Genomic DNA, 14,876 nt, shown 5'->3' with positions numbered 1-14,876 from the left:
TTTAAAAGCAAGCTTTTAAAGTCCGCTCGACTTGCATGTATTAGGCACGCCGCCAGCGTTCGTCCTGAGCCAGGATCAAACTCTCCAATAAAGAGTTGATTAGCTCATTGCTAAACTCTAGCTTTTTATTACTTATTGTCATTCTATAACATTCGTTATAAAACGATTATTGTTGACGTTTGTTTGTTCAGTTTTCAAAGAGCAATTTACTTAGCCGCTCAATAAGCGACTTTATTAATTTAACACATTCTCTTTCAGGAGTCAACAACTTTTTAAAATTTATTTTTTCGTTGTTTCCGCTCCTGTCGAAGTGACTTTTACTAATATACCAAGATAAATAAAAATCGTCAACTGTTTTTTATGATTTTATATTTTTTCATCTAACATCTTATTTTCCGACAGGATATAAGCTAAACAATCCTTCGGGGCTGCAACTCTTTTTAACAAAGAAAACAAATCCTTATATCTTTCTATCATTGCTTTTTTAACAGAGAGATCAATTCTTTTATCTCCCAAATCCAGTAGTATTTCATCTAATTCCCTTTTAATTAGATATTCAATCTCTTTTACTTCTATTTTATTTAATAATAAACCAATCATTACTGTCCCTCCTGATGCATAGCCTTATTTTAGTCTCTGTATTATGTACTAGTTTTCCTTTTTTTATAAAAATTTTTGTAATTAATTTTACTTTTCCTACATAAGAATGAGACGAGCAGTAAAGTGGACGAGGTGACAAACAGATGAATTTCTTTTATGTGCTGAACAGTAAATCCGTAAAGCAATTCGCATTAATTCTTGTAGTATCCTTCTTTACAGCCTGGTTTTTGTATGTTGAAAATATTGTCCAGATCCCTGTGTTTTCCTCCAAGGATGGACCTAAGGCTGTATATAAAGGAGAAAAGGGAGTCGCCCTAACCTTTAACATTGGATGGGGAGACAAAAAAGCAGAACCTATTCTTGATATTTTGAAAGAAAAGAAAGTTAACGCAACGTTTTTCCTGGCAGGTTCATGGGCAGAAAGACACCCTGAACTAGTAAACAGAATGGTAAAAGAAGGTCATGAGATTGGAATTTTAGGCTATGACTATGTAGATTATTCAGAGGTAAAAGAAGAAAAAATAAGGCAAGATTTATCGAAAGCCAAAACTGCATTTGAAAAATTAAAGATCGATAATATCGCGCTCTCCCGCGCTCCAACTGGTCATTTTAATCAATCTGCTTTAACCATTGCAGATCAATACGATTATACTTTAGTTCACTGGAGCATTGATTCAAAGGATTGGACAAATCCTGGAACAACACAAATTATTAAGAAGGCAGGATCTGCTAAAAAAGGAGATATCGTATTATTGCACGCTTCTGATTCAGCGAAGCAAACCGCAAATGCTCTTCCTGAAATTATAAAGAAATTACAAAAAAAGAATTTAGAATTTGTTACTGTTTCAGAGATGATTTCTAATGCTGACTCCAAGTCAAAAGAAGTACATTAACGCATTAAGCTGTTTCTATAAAGTTAAACGATTTACAGTAACTAACTTACTTTAGATAGTTACTCAAAAAACTCGGGTAACTTTTTTACAGAAACAGTTTTTTCTTTTTCCATATACCAATATCTTTTCCTTTACATTAGGAATAAAAAATAAAAAAGAATCCATTCTACTTAATAGATATCTTTAACGAAAGAGGTAATTGTCATGCTAAAAAAAGGGATTACCCTCCTACTAATCATTTCTTTATTAAGTGGATGTTCAGATAGTGAAAGTTCTCAACAAATGGACTATGACCAAACAAAGAAAATGGTTGTAGATATTTTGAAAACGGATGATGGGAAAAAGGCGATAAGAGAAGTAATGGATGACGAAGAGATAAAACAAAATTTAGTAATGAATGAAAAAGCAGTAACAAGCACGATAGAAAAAACACTGGTTTCCGAAAAAGCGGCTGACTTCTGGAAGAAAGAGTTCCAAGATCCTGAGTTTGCTGAAACAATGGCAAAAAGTATGAAGACGGAAAACGAAAAATTGATAAAAAATCTAATGAAGGATTCTGAATATCGGAAAATGATGGTCGAGTTATTACAAGACCCTTCCTTAGAAACAGAAATGAAAAACATTTTGAAAAGTACAGAATACAGAGAGCATATCAAACAAATACTACAAGAAACAATGGAAACACCTGAATTTAAGTCTAAGTTTAAAGAAATGCTTGATAAAGCAGCCAAAGAAGCCTCTTCCTCCTTCATTTCCGAAAAACATAAAATTTAAAATAAGGTACCTTCATCGAGGAATATACGTTCCTTTTGAAGGTACCTTTTTCAATCTTTTTTGTAATCAGCTTTCAACTTTATTCCCTGATTTCTCTAGCACTCCTATTATTCGTTCAGCGATTTCTTGATATTTTCCGCCAATAGGATGTTTTTCTTGATAGACAGATGGAGCAAAATCCTCTTCATTCCAATCGGGCTGTCCTAATGGCAGCTCTCCTAAAATTGGAACTTCCAAATCATTAGCTAATTTCTTACCTCCACCTTTGCCAAATACATACTCTTTTTCCCCTGTTAGGCTACTTTCAAAATACGACATATTTTCAATAACTCCGAGGATTTCATGATTTGTTTTCATGGCCATAGCACCTGCACGAGCTGCGACAAAAGCTGCAGTTGGATGGGGAGTAGTAACGATTATTTCTTTACTTGTAGGAAGCATGGTGTGAACATCTAGCGCAACATCGCCTGTTCCAGGTGGTAAATCTAATAATAGATAATCTAGTTCTCCCCACTCTACTTCTTCTAAGAAGCTTGTTAGCATTTTGCCAAGCATAGGACCTCTCCATATAATTGGTGTATTATCCTCTACAAAGAATCCCATAGAAATAACTTTTACCCCAAATCGCTCGACTGGAATGATTCGTTCCTTTATTACTTCAGGTCTTTTGGTGATACCCATCATATCTGGAACACTGAAACCATATATATCCGCATCCAACAATCCAACTTTTTTCCCTAATCTAGCTAATGAAACCGCTAAATTGACAGAAACGGTAGATTTCCCTACCCCCCCTTTGCCACTGGCAACAGCAATATAAGTAGGCTTTTTCTCCGTAGCTTCTGATTCCTTCCATACTTCCGCAACGAGTGCGCTTGATAGTTCCGCAAATCGTAATCCTACACTTTTTACCCCCTTTTCCTTAAGCGCACTAACGATTTCATTTTGCAACTCTATTTGATAAGCAGAACCAAGCTTTGCAACGGCGACCTTTAAACTTGCATGTTCTTTTTCTTCATTCCATTTAACATCTTTCACTGCGCCTAATTCTAGCAATGATTTATGTAAAAAAGGATCGATCATATTCTCCACTATCTTCTCGATTTCTTCTTTTGTTATCATGACACAATCCCCTCTCCTGTTTTACTAACAGTATAGCATAAATTCAGATATCGTTTACATTCTGAAAATTCTAACGCTCAATAAAATAATACGAACCATTTAAACTTTCCGTTAAGTCGACTTCCCACCTACATTACTCATTTATCACAGTAAGTGGTGAGCACCGTACTAGTCGTTAAGAGCGGGAAAAAGAGATTTATTTCCCGGGAATATGAATTAATAGGCATAAATAAGAATAGAGACGTAATTAGTCTCTATTCTTCTACTTCCAATTCCTCTTCATTCGTAAAATAACGATTTACTCCTTTATAGATGGACGCTGCGATTTTTTCTTGATAATCTTCCTGCATAAGATTCGCCTTTTCTTGTGGATTTGATAAGAAACCTACCTCTACTAGTACTCCTTGTTTCTCTGCATATTTTAGTATGTATACACTCTCTAGCGGTTTAGCCTTTCGAGTTGTATTCTCTAAATTATCAATTAACTCATCTTGAATGAATTTAGCCGCTCTAGCATTCCCTTCCAATTGAGCTGAATAAAAAGTTTGTGCTCCACTCCATTTTGATGAGGGTATTGCATTTAAATGAACACTCAAAAATAAATCTGCATCCGATTTATTGATGATATTGATTCTCTCCTTTAAATCCTCCACTTTTCTATTACGATATCCTTTTGTACTTTCACTCGCTAAATCCTTATCTTCTTCTCTCGTCATAATTACTAAGGCACCTTGCTCCTGTAAATAATCACGAAGCTTTAAAGAGACCTTTAATGCGATATCCTTTTCCAATACTTCGTCATCTCCCGCACCACCATCTGGCCCTCCATGTCCCGGATCGATAACAATCACTTTTCCGGTCAATGGTAAATTCCAGGCATCCCATGAATCATCATTTGAGAAATCGAATTGTAATATAAAGAAAAGAAGTGCTAACCCCATGATATATATGCTTATCTTCCACTTTTTACTCACAGTCTCCCTCATTCCCCCTATGCCCGTCCTTATTCTTACTATATGGGGGAACAAGAAATTTTAGAACAGCAAGTCCTCTTGCTTCCTAGATTACTTCGACCATATTATCTACAAAAAAATACCTATTTTTCATTATAGGTATTGATTAAACGACATAGGTGTCGTTATAATACATATATAAACGACATCAATGTCACTTTAAAAAGGAGGAATTTTTATGCTTTCTGGATTATTAAAAACAAACGGATTTAAAAGCCTTATAGCAGCTCAGATTATTTCAGGTTTAGGTGATTGGTTAAGTATTATAGCTATTATGACAATGGTTGGACTAAAATGGAATGCCACTCCAATCGAAGTATCTCTTATTATGTTATGTCTTGCCTTACCCATGGTCTTTCTTGGACCTATAGCTGGTGCTTTTGCTGATCGTTTTAATCGCAAGCTATTAATGATTTTATCTGACCTTATTCGAGCAGGACTGATTTTATTATTGGCCACCGCAGATAGTATCCTCACCGTCTATATCTGCTTATTGGCAATTGGAACCATATCCACTATCTTTATCCCTTCAAAAAACGGGAAACTAAAAGAATTAGTAGACAATCACCATATAAAAAGTGCTATTTCCATTACCACAATGATTGATTCTGGCACCAAAATATTAGGACCATTATTAAGTGGGATGTTAGTTTCATTCTTAGAGGTAAAAACCATTTTCTATCTCGATTCTTTCTCCTTTCTTTTCTCCGCATTGTTACTCCTATTCCTTCCAAAGGAAAAGTCTCGAGTAACTACTGTCTCTACTGAAATTAAAAAGGGGATTAAACCTTCTTTTAGGAAAGATTTAGCGATAGGGATAAAATTCATTACATCCAATCTTTTCATGTTAACAGGAATGATCTTTTTAGGTCTGAGCCTCCTTATCTTACAACTGGCAGATTCACAACTCATCATTCTAATAAGAGAGCTTGAACTAGCCTCCAGTAATTTATTTGGCTATATTGTAACAGCGTCTGGAACAGGGATGTTTTTATCTGGCTATATTCTTGCTAAAAAAACAGATTATCAACCTTTTATATCTATGCTTTTTGGTGTTTGTGGAATTGGGATTAGTTTTGGTATGATGTCTTTATTCACTTATTTCAACGTTAGTCATCCGAATCTATGGGGTTCAGCATTCGGATTTCTTGGTGGATTCACTGCGACGTATGTTTTAGTTCCCTACCAAGCATACATTCAAGCCATTACACCTGTGCAACTTACCGGAAGAGTCTTTGGTGTCATTAATAGCGTTACGACTACTGCCACTATTATCGGCCCATTGCTTGGAGGATGGCTATCCACTATTTTAGGAGTCTATATAACATTTCTGGTAAGTGCATGCTTGTTAATTTTGGCAGCTATTATTGGATGGGTAACTAGAAATAGATTAGATCGGGGGGAGAAAATTGACTCCAAAAGTCAGTCAAAAGCATCTGGAACAGCGACGAGCTAATATCCTTAAAGCAGCTAAGAATGTCTTTATTGAACATGGATATGAAAAAACGACAATGAGACACGTAATGGAGGAAGCCGGTGTTAGCAGAGGTGGTTTATACCAATATTTCTCCAATAAAGAAGACTTATTCGAAGCCATTTTAGCAGAAAACCTATCTTCCGAAGTAATAAATTTGGAAGAACTACTACACACAGAAATAGAATCTTATTGGCAGTTACTTTTATCCTATATTATCGATGAAAGTCCTGCATCAGAAAATGAAATCGATCCTTTAGCACCGAGTATTTTAGAGTTTTTTGTTACAGGAAGGAATGATATTAGGAGAAGAGAATACGCCAAAAAAAGATATGAGCTTGCCTTGAAGCTTTATGAAGAAATTATTAAAGCAGGACAGAAAAAGGGAGAATTTAATCAAAACTTTAATAGTAAAACTATCGCGCAATCCATTATTACTTTTACTGATGGACTTGCACTTGATTATGCTATACTCCCACCTAAAGATGTAAATCTTAAAGAACAAGCCACGCTTTTTGTAGAGTATCTGAAAATACTTTTAAAATAATATCCACCATAAGATAAAAGGTGGCAGTACTGCCACCTTTAATGAAGCCTAAGCTTTCTTCTTTTATTTGCTTTCTGAACTCCTTCTAACCACCATTCATCCACGAATTGTTCACATAAGTAGTAAAGTGATTCATTTTTATTGCTTTCCTCACTTCCCCAATAAAGTAGAAAGTGGTAAAGTGTTTGCTTTAAATGATTATCCTCTTCCTTGCATCTATTTTTTATAGCTTGAATATCTTCACCATATTCACTAAATTTACTGTAATTTGCTCCTAGCAGAAAGGCTTCTATCGCAACATCATAACAAGCCTCTTCTATTCCCTCATTCATTAAAACACTTGAAGTCAAGTTTGAGGAACCAAAATAGCGAGCTACCTTTTCTTTTAACTCTTTAATAGATATTTCCTTAAGAACGGCTCTTTCGTATTTTATTTGTTTTTCTCGTTTTTTTATATCAAAGCTTGTAATGACTGCCAATTGATTTCACCTCTTGGTGTTATTTTTCAACCAACAGGAAGGGACCATACTAGCCCAACAAGCCTTTTGCTATCCAATTGAAAGAATAGTTGCTATTTGAGTGTTTTCTTACCATTTTTCATCCAGTAAATACAAAGAAAACGTTCTATCCCTTGTTTATGTTTTCTTTATATAAAATAGGCTTTAGTTCTATATCACTTAGAGCTTGCCTTTTACTTAATGTGGTTTTGATATAAGCATAAATCACCTTATAATCATTAAAACCCTAAACATTATAGACAAAAAAACTCTCCCTTTCTAGATTTACCTATCTTATTTGCCCATTTCCACTCATCATATATTTTACCGTTGTTAGTGCAGGTAGCCCCATCGGTCCACGTGCATGAAGTTTCTGTGTAGAAATTCCAATCTCTGCACCAAATCCTAGCGCTCCTCCATCAGTAAATCTGGTGGATGCATTATGATAAAGGGCCGCCGCATCTGTTAACTGCATAAATTTCCTTGCCGTATGTTGATTCTCTGTAATAATCGCTTCAGAATGCTTCGTTCCATACCTATCAATATGCTCTATTGCCTCGTCTAGACTATTCACTATTTTTACGGCAATCTCTAAGCTTAAATACTCTTCAGCCCAATCCTTTTCTGTAGCCGGAATAACGCCTGGTAATTCCTTACAAGCCATTTCATCCCCATGAATGAGAATACCATTCGCTGCAAGTGTTTGAGCTAGCTCCAATTTATATTTAGCTAGAAATTCTTGATGGATAATCAATGTTTCAGCAGCATTACATACAGCAGGTCGATCCGTTTTCGCATTGACGATAATGTCGAGTGCTTTTTTCAAATCGGCTTCTTTGTCTACATAAAGATGGCAATTTCCTACACCTGTTTCTAGTACAGGAACAGTTGCATTTTCCACTACGGTTTGAATAAGGGATCCGCCTCCCCTTGGAATAAGTACATCTATATGCTCTTTCATCGTAAATAGTTGTTTTGTAGCATTTCGATCTGTTGAAGAAATAAATTGCACTGCTTCTTTTGGAATAGCCGTTTTCTCCAAGGCCTTATGCATAACCTCAACAATTGACATATTAGAATGAATAGCGGAAGATCCTCCCTTTAAAATGATGGCATTTCCTGACTTAAGCGCTAATCCCGTCGCATCGACTGTAACATTGGGACGAGCTTCATAGATCATTCCTATAACCCCAAGAGGAACACGTATTGTCTCCACTCTTAGGCCATTTTCTAACGTCCAGTTTGATAAAACATCCCCTACCGGATCTGGTAATTCTGCCACTACACGAAGCCCTTCGGCAAAATCCTTAATTCTACTTTCATTCAGAGTCAAGCGATCCATAAAGGCCTTCTCAAAACCACTCGCTTTGCCATTTTGTAAATCTTTTTCATTGGCTTCTAAAATAAAGGCTAGCTGCTTTACTAATTCGTCAGCAACAACATTTAGTGCTTCATTTTTTTCATTTGTGTTTAGAATACTTATTTTTTTCGCAGCCTTTTTCGCAGCGATTGCTTGCACTTCAACGATTTGATAATCTTCCACTATGGATGTCACTCATCTGCCTCCTCTTTTTATACAACTTCTGATGCTATATAGTTACGAGAATAAACAAAGGTTGATTGCTCAATTGCAATATTTTCCTTTTCTACCTTTTCTTTTAGCTCTAAATAAGAAAAGTTCACTCTACCTAATCCAATTTCCTCTTGATGTTCATCTACGATTCTCACAACGGCTCCTTGTTCAAAACGTCCATCCACCAGCACTATATTCTCAGCAAGTAAATCCTTATGTTTCTCAAGCATCTCTTCTTTCCCTGTAGTACTAACAACAATTTTTCCTTCAGGTCCAGAATGAAAAGCAATCCACTGTTGTTCGTCACATAAGTTATAGGCATTTTGCTTCTGTCTAAAATAAGTTCCTTTTGCTGTACCATTCACCGCATCCATTAAAATATTAGGCTTTCCTGCTCTTCCTAAAAAAGCGTCTATACCAGAAGCTAATGCGATTTTCATTGCAGCAATTTTAGATTTCATTCCACCTGTTCCTACTTCACTATCTGCTCCGCCTGCTGAAGACTCTATTTTAGAAGTAATGGTTTGAACCTCTTCTAACATCTTTGCTTGAGGATTCCTATGAGGATTATCGGTATACAATCCATCTACATCTGATAAGATAATGAGCTGGTCCCCATGAATGAGCGCTGCTACCTTAGCCGAAAGTGTATCATTGTCCCCAAATTTCAAACGATCAATAGTAACCGTATCATTTTCATTAATGATTGGAATAATTCCTCTATTCAACAATACATTTAATGTATTTTTCATATTGGTATATCGCTTTTCATCCGCAAAATCACCTCTAGTGATTAATATTTGCGAAGCAACATATCCATGAGATAAAAAGAGTTCTGAGTAAGATTCCATTAATAAACCTTGGCCGATAGATGCCGCCGCCTGTTTTTCTGGAAGCGAAGTTGGACGTTTTATACACCCGAGTTTCCGATACCCAGCAGCTACCGCACCTGAGGAAACGACAGCCACTTCATAACCAGCATCCTTTAGCTCCACAATTTGCTCTACTAATTTCTCGAGTTTTTTCCGACTTATTTCTCCGTGCATGCTGGTTAGGGAACTGCTTCCAATCTTAATTACAACTCTTCTTATCTGTTTATCTTGCTCTTGCAAATCCTCTGTTAACATTCTGTACCTCCTATTGTTCCATTAAGAATTTAATTTTGCACCACCAAGCTCTGCGCTTATCTGTTTGGATCGACTTGCTGCATGTTTGATTGCTTGGGATATGGCCTCTCCACCGTTATAATCTGCTAATGCTTTCAATCCAGAGGCGGTTGTTCCATTTGGTGAAGTTACATTTTCTTTTAGGATAGTAGGTGATGTTCCTTTTTCCATTACCATTTTTGCTGCTCCATAAACAGTTTGCGACACGATTTCTCGAATTAGTTCTTTTGGCATCCCATATTGCAAACCAACAGACTCCATGTGCTCCATTAAGTAATAAAAGTATGCTGGTCCGCTTCCTGCAATTCCAGTAAAGAGGTCCATCTGCTCTTCATTTATCACAAAGACCTTGCCCATACATTCAAGTAATTCTTTCACCGCTTCGATGTTTTCTGTCCTAGTATATCGCCCACTTGTTAGTGCTGTTGCTGATTGCTGTACCATACTTGAAGTATTTGGCATCACCCGAATAACTTGTTGTCCTTCTTGTAAATGGTCTTCCATAAAATTTGTTGTTATGCCAGCCAATACAGAAATTACTACTTGATCTGGGTTTAGTCTTTCTTTTAACGAATGTAGTGCCTCTCTCGCTCCTTTCGGCTTCATCGCTAATATAAACAAATCAATATTCTTATATGGTAATTGTTCCTTTTGAACCGTTTCTATGCCGTATTTATTGGCTAAGCCTTGTAGACGATCCATATTGCTATTATTGGTTGCAATTATTTGGTTGGGGAGAAGTTTTTCTGCTTTAAGAGCACCTGCAATCATAGCCTCTGCCATCGAGCCTGCCCCTAAAAATGCTACTGTCTTATTTTTTAACATCCGCACCCTCCTAAGTATTAATAATTCATTCCATATTCTTTTTTCAACATTTCTAATCGTAACATGCTCAAATTTTGTTTCAAGGGGAATTGCCCAATTGACGAGGATAGGGGCGAGATAGTGAAAATGGTCTAATATTGATTACCTAAGTTCATTTAAAACGGGATAATCCTGTTTCTCGACTGGAGAAGGGAAATTACCGATATTGACCAAATCATCCTTAAAGAATAAGAGACACCATCTGACATATGCTAACAAATATCGATTTCACCCTCCTTACTGAGGATATATTATCTAAATAAAAGACTCTCAACATTGAAAAGGAAGAATATGATGATATTCATCTACCTCATGTAAAATACAAAAGATTTTTGAACAACTACATATAAAAACTTCCCTCTAGACTAAAAATTGCCCTATCAAATTAACATTACTTAAGATAACAGTGAAATTCAAAAAAATATATGGAGTTAGAAAATAGCAGTCTTTTGCGGAATAATTTCGTGGTCAAGATTACTTTTTAACCATAAAAAGACCCCCAACCAATAATGGTTGAGAGCCTTTGAAACGCCAAAATTAACGTTTTGAGAAATATACAGATAAATTTTAAGTGTATTGAATACATCGTAATCCATTTATATCAACGTTTTGGGAATTGTTATATGGATAAAAATGTATGAAAAAGGATTGAAAATGATATTAGTTGAACCAATTTGCACCAACACGATAGATGTTAGTTGAATACACTTTGTTAATATATTCTCCACTGCTTTATATAAAATAGTGTACACCTAAAGCCTTTTAATAATGGGGCTTATTCAAGTAAAGCACCTTTTACTTGAATAAGGATTGAACTTTTAAAGCAACTTCTTTTGGTATAACATCAATAGACGATAAACTTTTGATATCTACCAACACAGGTAAATAAGTACCTCTATCTCTCTCTTTGTCTGTGTACTCTTCACCTTGTCCAGTTCCGAATGTCCCTTTAATAATTTCAGATAGAAAAAAATATTGAATTCCATTAAATTCAACTTTTGCTATACACTCCTTGATTTTGACTTCTACACCTAATTCCTCGAATGCTTCTCTTTTAGCGGCCTCTATTGATGTCTCTCCCTCTTCTATTCCACCACCTGGAAACACATAATATACAGCTTCTTCTCTTACTCTTTTAATTAATCCGACTTTATTATCTTCTATTATTACCGAACCTCTATCTCGCATAACAATAACCTCTTTTTCTGGTAATATAAATTAAGTAATTTATCGAAAGTTCTCGTTGCTACACTAAAGCACCCTTTGGCGTAATAACGTTTGAATTTTTTCTGATATATAGTTCCGCAGATATATAAGTTTATCTTCATCGAAAGAACAGGTATCTTTATTATTCGCATAAATATCAACTACTTTTCTAATTGTAATTCTTAATTCCTGTGGTAAGGCCATCAATCCCCAGTTACCTGCTTCTTGTTTTGAAGAAATGACTCCTTCCTTTAAATACCAATAGACTCTTATCAAATTTAAAGAACAATAAATCGGATCTTCCACAATATTCCCTAAGCATTCCTGATAATCACCTATTATTGACGATACATAATCTGTTTTAGGAATTAAAGGGAAAACTTCATTAACAGGCTTACCCTCAATACAAATACCTCTGTGATTAATTATTGTTATATGGGCTGCTAAATCAGGATCAGTATTAACATCTTTTATAAATATATCTGTATTTCTTAAGAGATCATCTTCATACCGTTTTCTCCAATATTCACTATAGTGAAAGTCAAATGGGCAAGGATGCTGCCAATCCATTAGTTGTTCTTTATTTAGGAAACTAATTTCAATTGGATATGGAGAATTAGAATAATTTAGAAAGAACTGAGCTAGATTTCTTTTTTGCTCTACTTTCATTAGCTTGTTAGTAACAACCAAAACATCTATATCGCTACTTTTTGGATTAAAACCTCCCATAGCTAACGAACCATGTAAATAAAAACCTACGAAGTCATCATTTAGAATGTCCCTAATGCCTTTTTGTAGATTCAATGTAAAATCTTTTATGTCAGGAGGACACGTTTTCCAATCATACCCCATTTATAATCTTCTCCCTATTATTACCCTTTATTAAAAAGAACGTCATATTACCGATTTACTTGTTATGTTCAAGCACTAGCAAGTTTAATAACAGTTTTAACATTTAAATTCATCTTAAGAAACTCATATGTACTACCATTTGTATCTTGCATGAAAGTCTCTACATCTCTAAACCCTACTTTTCTATATAATTTTATAGCTCTTTGATTAAAGGTTGCAACTGATAATGTGATTTTTTCAGGTTTAAATTCTGACTGAATAAAGCTTATACCTGCTCTTAAAAATTCTTTTCCCTTGCCTTTTCCAGTTAAATCTGGTCTCATTCCTAACCCAATATCAAAGGTTCCGTCAGCAACTTTACTAAAGGTAAAGAATCCAACCAATTTATTTTCTTTTGTTACAGCAAACGTTGAGTTTCCCCGTTTTTCTGGGTTTAAAAATTCGGCTAAATCTAAATCTTCTTCATCAGCTTCCATATCATAAAAAGAATATTCACCATCATAATGCCAATTAAATGCGATATTTTCTGCTTGTTCTTGTGTCATGACACTAAATTCATAAGCCATTATATTCTCCTTCATTCTTAAATAATTTTTATCTCCTTGTTCAACTCTACTGCTCCTATATTTGAACAAGCTTCGAGAATTTCATTGAATAAAGTCACTTTAATATGTAATAGTTCCATATTATATATGGTACATTAACTGTAATAATCATACTACCATAACTATCTTTAATAATGTGAATATATAAATACCTTGAGGAAAAAAAGGGAGTTGTTTCTCCCCTTTAAATGTAGTCTCTTTCTTTCAGGCTAGTAAATCTGTTATCACTATTTACAACTAAATGGTCAAGCAACTCAATCCCTAGTAATTTTCCAGCCTCTACTAATCTTTTTGTGACGTTTATATCTTCCGTCGATGGTGTTATATCACCACTTGGGTGGAAAAGGACATGTTTGATTAAGAAAGGTTCGGCGATACCTAAAAGACGCCTGTATCAGTTATTGATCTGTTAAAGAATAATAAATTCATTTAAATTGATGGGCTTTTCGGCAATCACGCCTTATAATTGAAGATCATTCACGTGATTTTATAATTCAAACCTTTTTGACACTATTTCAGCTACTTCTGCAGCACTCAAATTTGTATTATTAATTTTTATGTAGTTCTCATTTTTAATTTCATCTTTATGGGAGTTCAATCTGTATTTTTCCATTGATTCCTTTAGTTCATTCTCCGACCAATCAACGTTTCTTTTGGTAGGTTTATGCTCAAGTCGATGCGGACTTTTATTTCGTTCCAGCCTCTCGTCCATATCGGCTTCTAATTCCACAAAATAAATAGTGGCACCCTCGGATTCAAAGATTTCACATGTCTGGTCTACGAAGTCCCAATCCTCTTGTTGATCAAAAGCCCACACATATGTAAAGATCAAACCTTCCAGTTCACTCTTAGCCACTGCCTTGAATATTTCTTTTCTAAATAAAGTTGACAACCTCCACATTTCCGAACTAAAGCTGAATAAGGGCTCAAGTAATTCAATGGTCATATGGTTATGAAATAGTTTCAATCCAGTTACTTTAGCTAACTCTTGCCCTACTGTCATTTTACCAACTGCTTGCGGACCAAATATAAGTACAAATTTCATAGACTTCCTCCATTAATGATTTTTTATTATACTACTAGTAATTACAAGTACCGTTTTTAGCTTCTTGTTAGTGAAATAATCTAATTATCCTCTTGAACTCCGATACCACTCTAATGCTTTTCGTTCAATCTCCAATGCCAGCTTTTCCTTCCCTTTGATATACGATTCAATGTTGTAGGGAAAACGTTGAGATAATGCATCTTTTAAGTCCCCATACTTTTTTGCATCATATGGATGTACCCGCAAGTAATCCCGAAATGCAATATGACGCTCAATTTCAGGATTGCCCAACTCATAAATGTGGACATGGTGAGTTCGATTATCTCCTCCTTTTTGGAAGTATCTACGTCTAGTTATCCCGTTTTCTCCCTTTGGTTCATAACCAATGGCGACCATTGCTGTGTTAAACTCATCGATCCGATTAATGTCTCTAACAATAGGCATTATGTCGATGATAGGCTTTGCCATTAGACCGTTTACAGACGTACTGCCGATATGATGGATTTCAATGATTTCGGAACCAAAAATTTCAAGCAATTTATTAGCTTCTTCTTCAAACATCGAAAGCCACTGCTCGTTATACGGCTTCACTTCAACTCTTCTCATTCAGAACCATCCTTTTGAATTGTTTATTTATTTACTCAA

The 14,876-nt window shown here is 35.3% G+C and carries 17 protein-coding genes and 1 rRNA gene; 4 read left to right on the top strand and 14 right to left on the bottom strand.

Annotated features, from left to right (window positions below; all coding sequences use genetic code 11):
• Together QQZ16_RS04930 and QQZ16_RS04925 are read right to left on the bottom strand one after the other, a co-directional pair.
• Window positions 1–91, bottom strand: a 16S ribosomal RNA gene (locus tag QQZ16_RS04930); the annotation flags it as partial.
• Window positions 92–366: 275 nt separating this feature from the next.
• Window positions 367–600 carry a hypothetical protein gene (locus QQZ16_RS04925; protein ID WP_031539638.1) on the bottom strand — a complete coding sequence of 78 codons (234 nt, stop codon included), beginning with the start codon at window positions 598–600 and terminating at the stop codon, window positions 367–369.
• Between the two features lie 143 nt (window positions 601–743).
• Here QQZ16_RS04925 and pdaB point away from each other — a divergent pair, with 143 nt between their 5' ends.
• Together pdaB and gerD are read left to right on the top strand one after the other, a co-directional pair.
• Entirely contained in the window at window positions 744–1,493 is a 750-nt protein-coding gene (gene pdaB / locus QQZ16_RS04920; protein ID WP_031539636.1) for a polysaccharide deacetylase family sporulation protein PdaB, read from the top strand.
• A gap of 204 nt (window positions 1,494–1,697) precedes the next feature.
• Window positions 1,698–2,267: a spore germination lipoprotein GerD gene (gerD, locus tag QQZ16_RS04915; RefSeq protein ID WP_031539633.1), complete on the top strand. Its 570-nt coding sequence runs from the start codon at window positions 1,698–1,700 to the stop codon at window positions 2,265–2,267.
• 66 nt (window positions 2,268–2,333) lie between these two features.
• Here gerD and QQZ16_RS04910 read toward each other — a convergent pair whose 3' ends face one another.
• A complete protein-coding gene (locus QQZ16_RS04910; RefSeq protein ID WP_031539630.1) occupies window positions 2,334–3,389 on the bottom strand; it encodes an Mrp/NBP35 family ATP-binding protein in 1,056 nt (351 codons plus the stop codon).
• 254 nt (window positions 3,390–3,643) lie between these two features.
• Window positions 3,644–4,363 (bottom strand): N-acetylmuramoyl-L-alanine amidase CwlD, encoded by a 720-nt coding sequence (cwlD, locus tag QQZ16_RS04905; protein WP_035416706.1) that lies wholly within the window; start codon window positions 4,361–4,363, stop codon window positions 3,644–3,646.
• Between the two features lie 217 nt (window positions 4,364–4,580).
• Here cwlD and QQZ16_RS04900 point away from each other — a divergent pair, with 217 nt between their 5' ends.
• The gene (locus QQZ16_RS04900) at window positions 4,581–5,858 is read left to right on the top strand and encodes an MFS transporter (RefSeq protein ID WP_048717749.1); all 1,278 of its coding nucleotides are present in this window, start codon (window positions 4,581–4,583) and stop codon (window positions 5,856–5,858) included.
• Window positions 5,812–6,423 carry a TetR/AcrR family transcriptional regulator gene (locus QQZ16_RS04895; protein ID WP_031539625.1) on the top strand — a complete coding sequence of 204 codons (612 nt, stop codon included), beginning with the start codon at window positions 5,812–5,814 and terminating at the stop codon, window positions 6,421–6,423. Before QQZ16_RS04900 ends, QQZ16_RS04895 begins: the two co-directional genes overlap by 47 nt.
• Window positions 6,424–6,461: 38 nt before the next feature.
• Here the strand turns inward: QQZ16_RS04895 and QQZ16_RS04890 are convergent, their stop codons facing one another.
• The 10 genes from QQZ16_RS04890 to QQZ16_RS04845 form a co-directional block, all read right to left on the bottom strand.
• Window positions 6,462–6,902: a DUF2521 family protein gene (locus QQZ16_RS04890; protein WP_031539622.1), complete on the bottom strand. Its 441-nt coding sequence runs from the start codon at window positions 6,900–6,902 to the stop codon at window positions 6,462–6,464.
• A 307-nt stretch (window positions 6,903–7,209) separates the two neighbouring features.
• Window positions 7,210–8,475, bottom strand: a complete 1,266-nt coding sequence (locus QQZ16_RS04885) for a glutamate-5-semialdehyde dehydrogenase (protein WP_284561167.1) — start codon at window positions 8,473–8,475, stop codon at window positions 7,210–7,212.
• A gap of 17 nt (window positions 8,476–8,492) precedes the next feature.
• Entirely contained in the window at window positions 8,493–9,620 is a 1,128-nt protein-coding gene (proB, locus tag QQZ16_RS04880) for a glutamate 5-kinase (RefSeq protein WP_268817848.1), read from the bottom strand.
• Between the two features lie 21 nt (window positions 9,621–9,641).
• Window positions 9,642–10,484 (bottom strand): pyrroline-5-carboxylate reductase, encoded by an 843-nt coding sequence (proC, locus tag QQZ16_RS04875; RefSeq protein WP_235251448.1) that lies wholly within the window; start codon window positions 10,482–10,484, stop codon window positions 9,642–9,644.
• A gap of 834 nt (window positions 10,485–11,318) precedes the next feature.
• Window positions 11,319–11,711: an NUDIX hydrolase gene (locus QQZ16_RS04870; RefSeq protein ID WP_284561166.1), complete on the bottom strand. Its 393-nt coding sequence runs from the start codon at window positions 11,709–11,711 to the stop codon at window positions 11,319–11,321.
• A gap of 63 nt (window positions 11,712–11,774) precedes the next feature.
• Complete coding sequence (locus QQZ16_RS04865) at window positions 11,775–12,581, bottom strand: aminoglycoside adenylyltransferase domain-containing protein (protein WP_284561165.1); 807 nt, start codon at window positions 12,579–12,581, stop codon at window positions 11,775–11,777.
• Window positions 12,582–12,649: 68 nt separating this feature from the next.
• Entirely contained in the window at window positions 12,650–13,147 is a 498-nt protein-coding gene (locus QQZ16_RS04860) for a GNAT family N-acetyltransferase (protein WP_284561164.1), read from the bottom strand.
• A 223-nt stretch (window positions 13,148–13,370) separates the two neighbouring features.
• Window positions 13,371–13,544 carry a JAB domain-containing protein gene (locus QQZ16_RS04855; RefSeq protein WP_284561171.1) on the bottom strand — a complete coding sequence of 58 codons (174 nt, stop codon included), beginning with the start codon at window positions 13,542–13,544 and terminating at the stop codon, window positions 13,371–13,373.
• Window positions 13,545–13,673: 129 nt separating this feature from the next.
• A complete protein-coding gene (locus tag QQZ16_RS04850; RefSeq protein WP_284561163.1) occupies window positions 13,674–14,231 on the bottom strand; it encodes an AAA family ATPase in 558 nt (185 codons plus the stop codon).
• 84 nt (window positions 14,232–14,315) lie between these two features.
• Entirely contained in the window at window positions 14,316–14,837 is a 522-nt protein-coding gene (locus QQZ16_RS04845; protein WP_284561162.1) for a GrpB family protein, read from the bottom strand.
• Between the last annotated feature and the right edge of the window lie 39 nt (window positions 14,838–14,876).

The sequence above is a fragment of the Bacillus sp. T2.9-1 genome (assembly GCF_950097965.1).
GTDB lineage: Bacteria > Bacillota > Bacilli > Bacillales > Cytobacillaceae > Niallia > Niallia hominis.
Note: the sequence above shows the minus strand (reverse complement) of the source record. Positions and strands in the feature narration are given on the sequence as shown.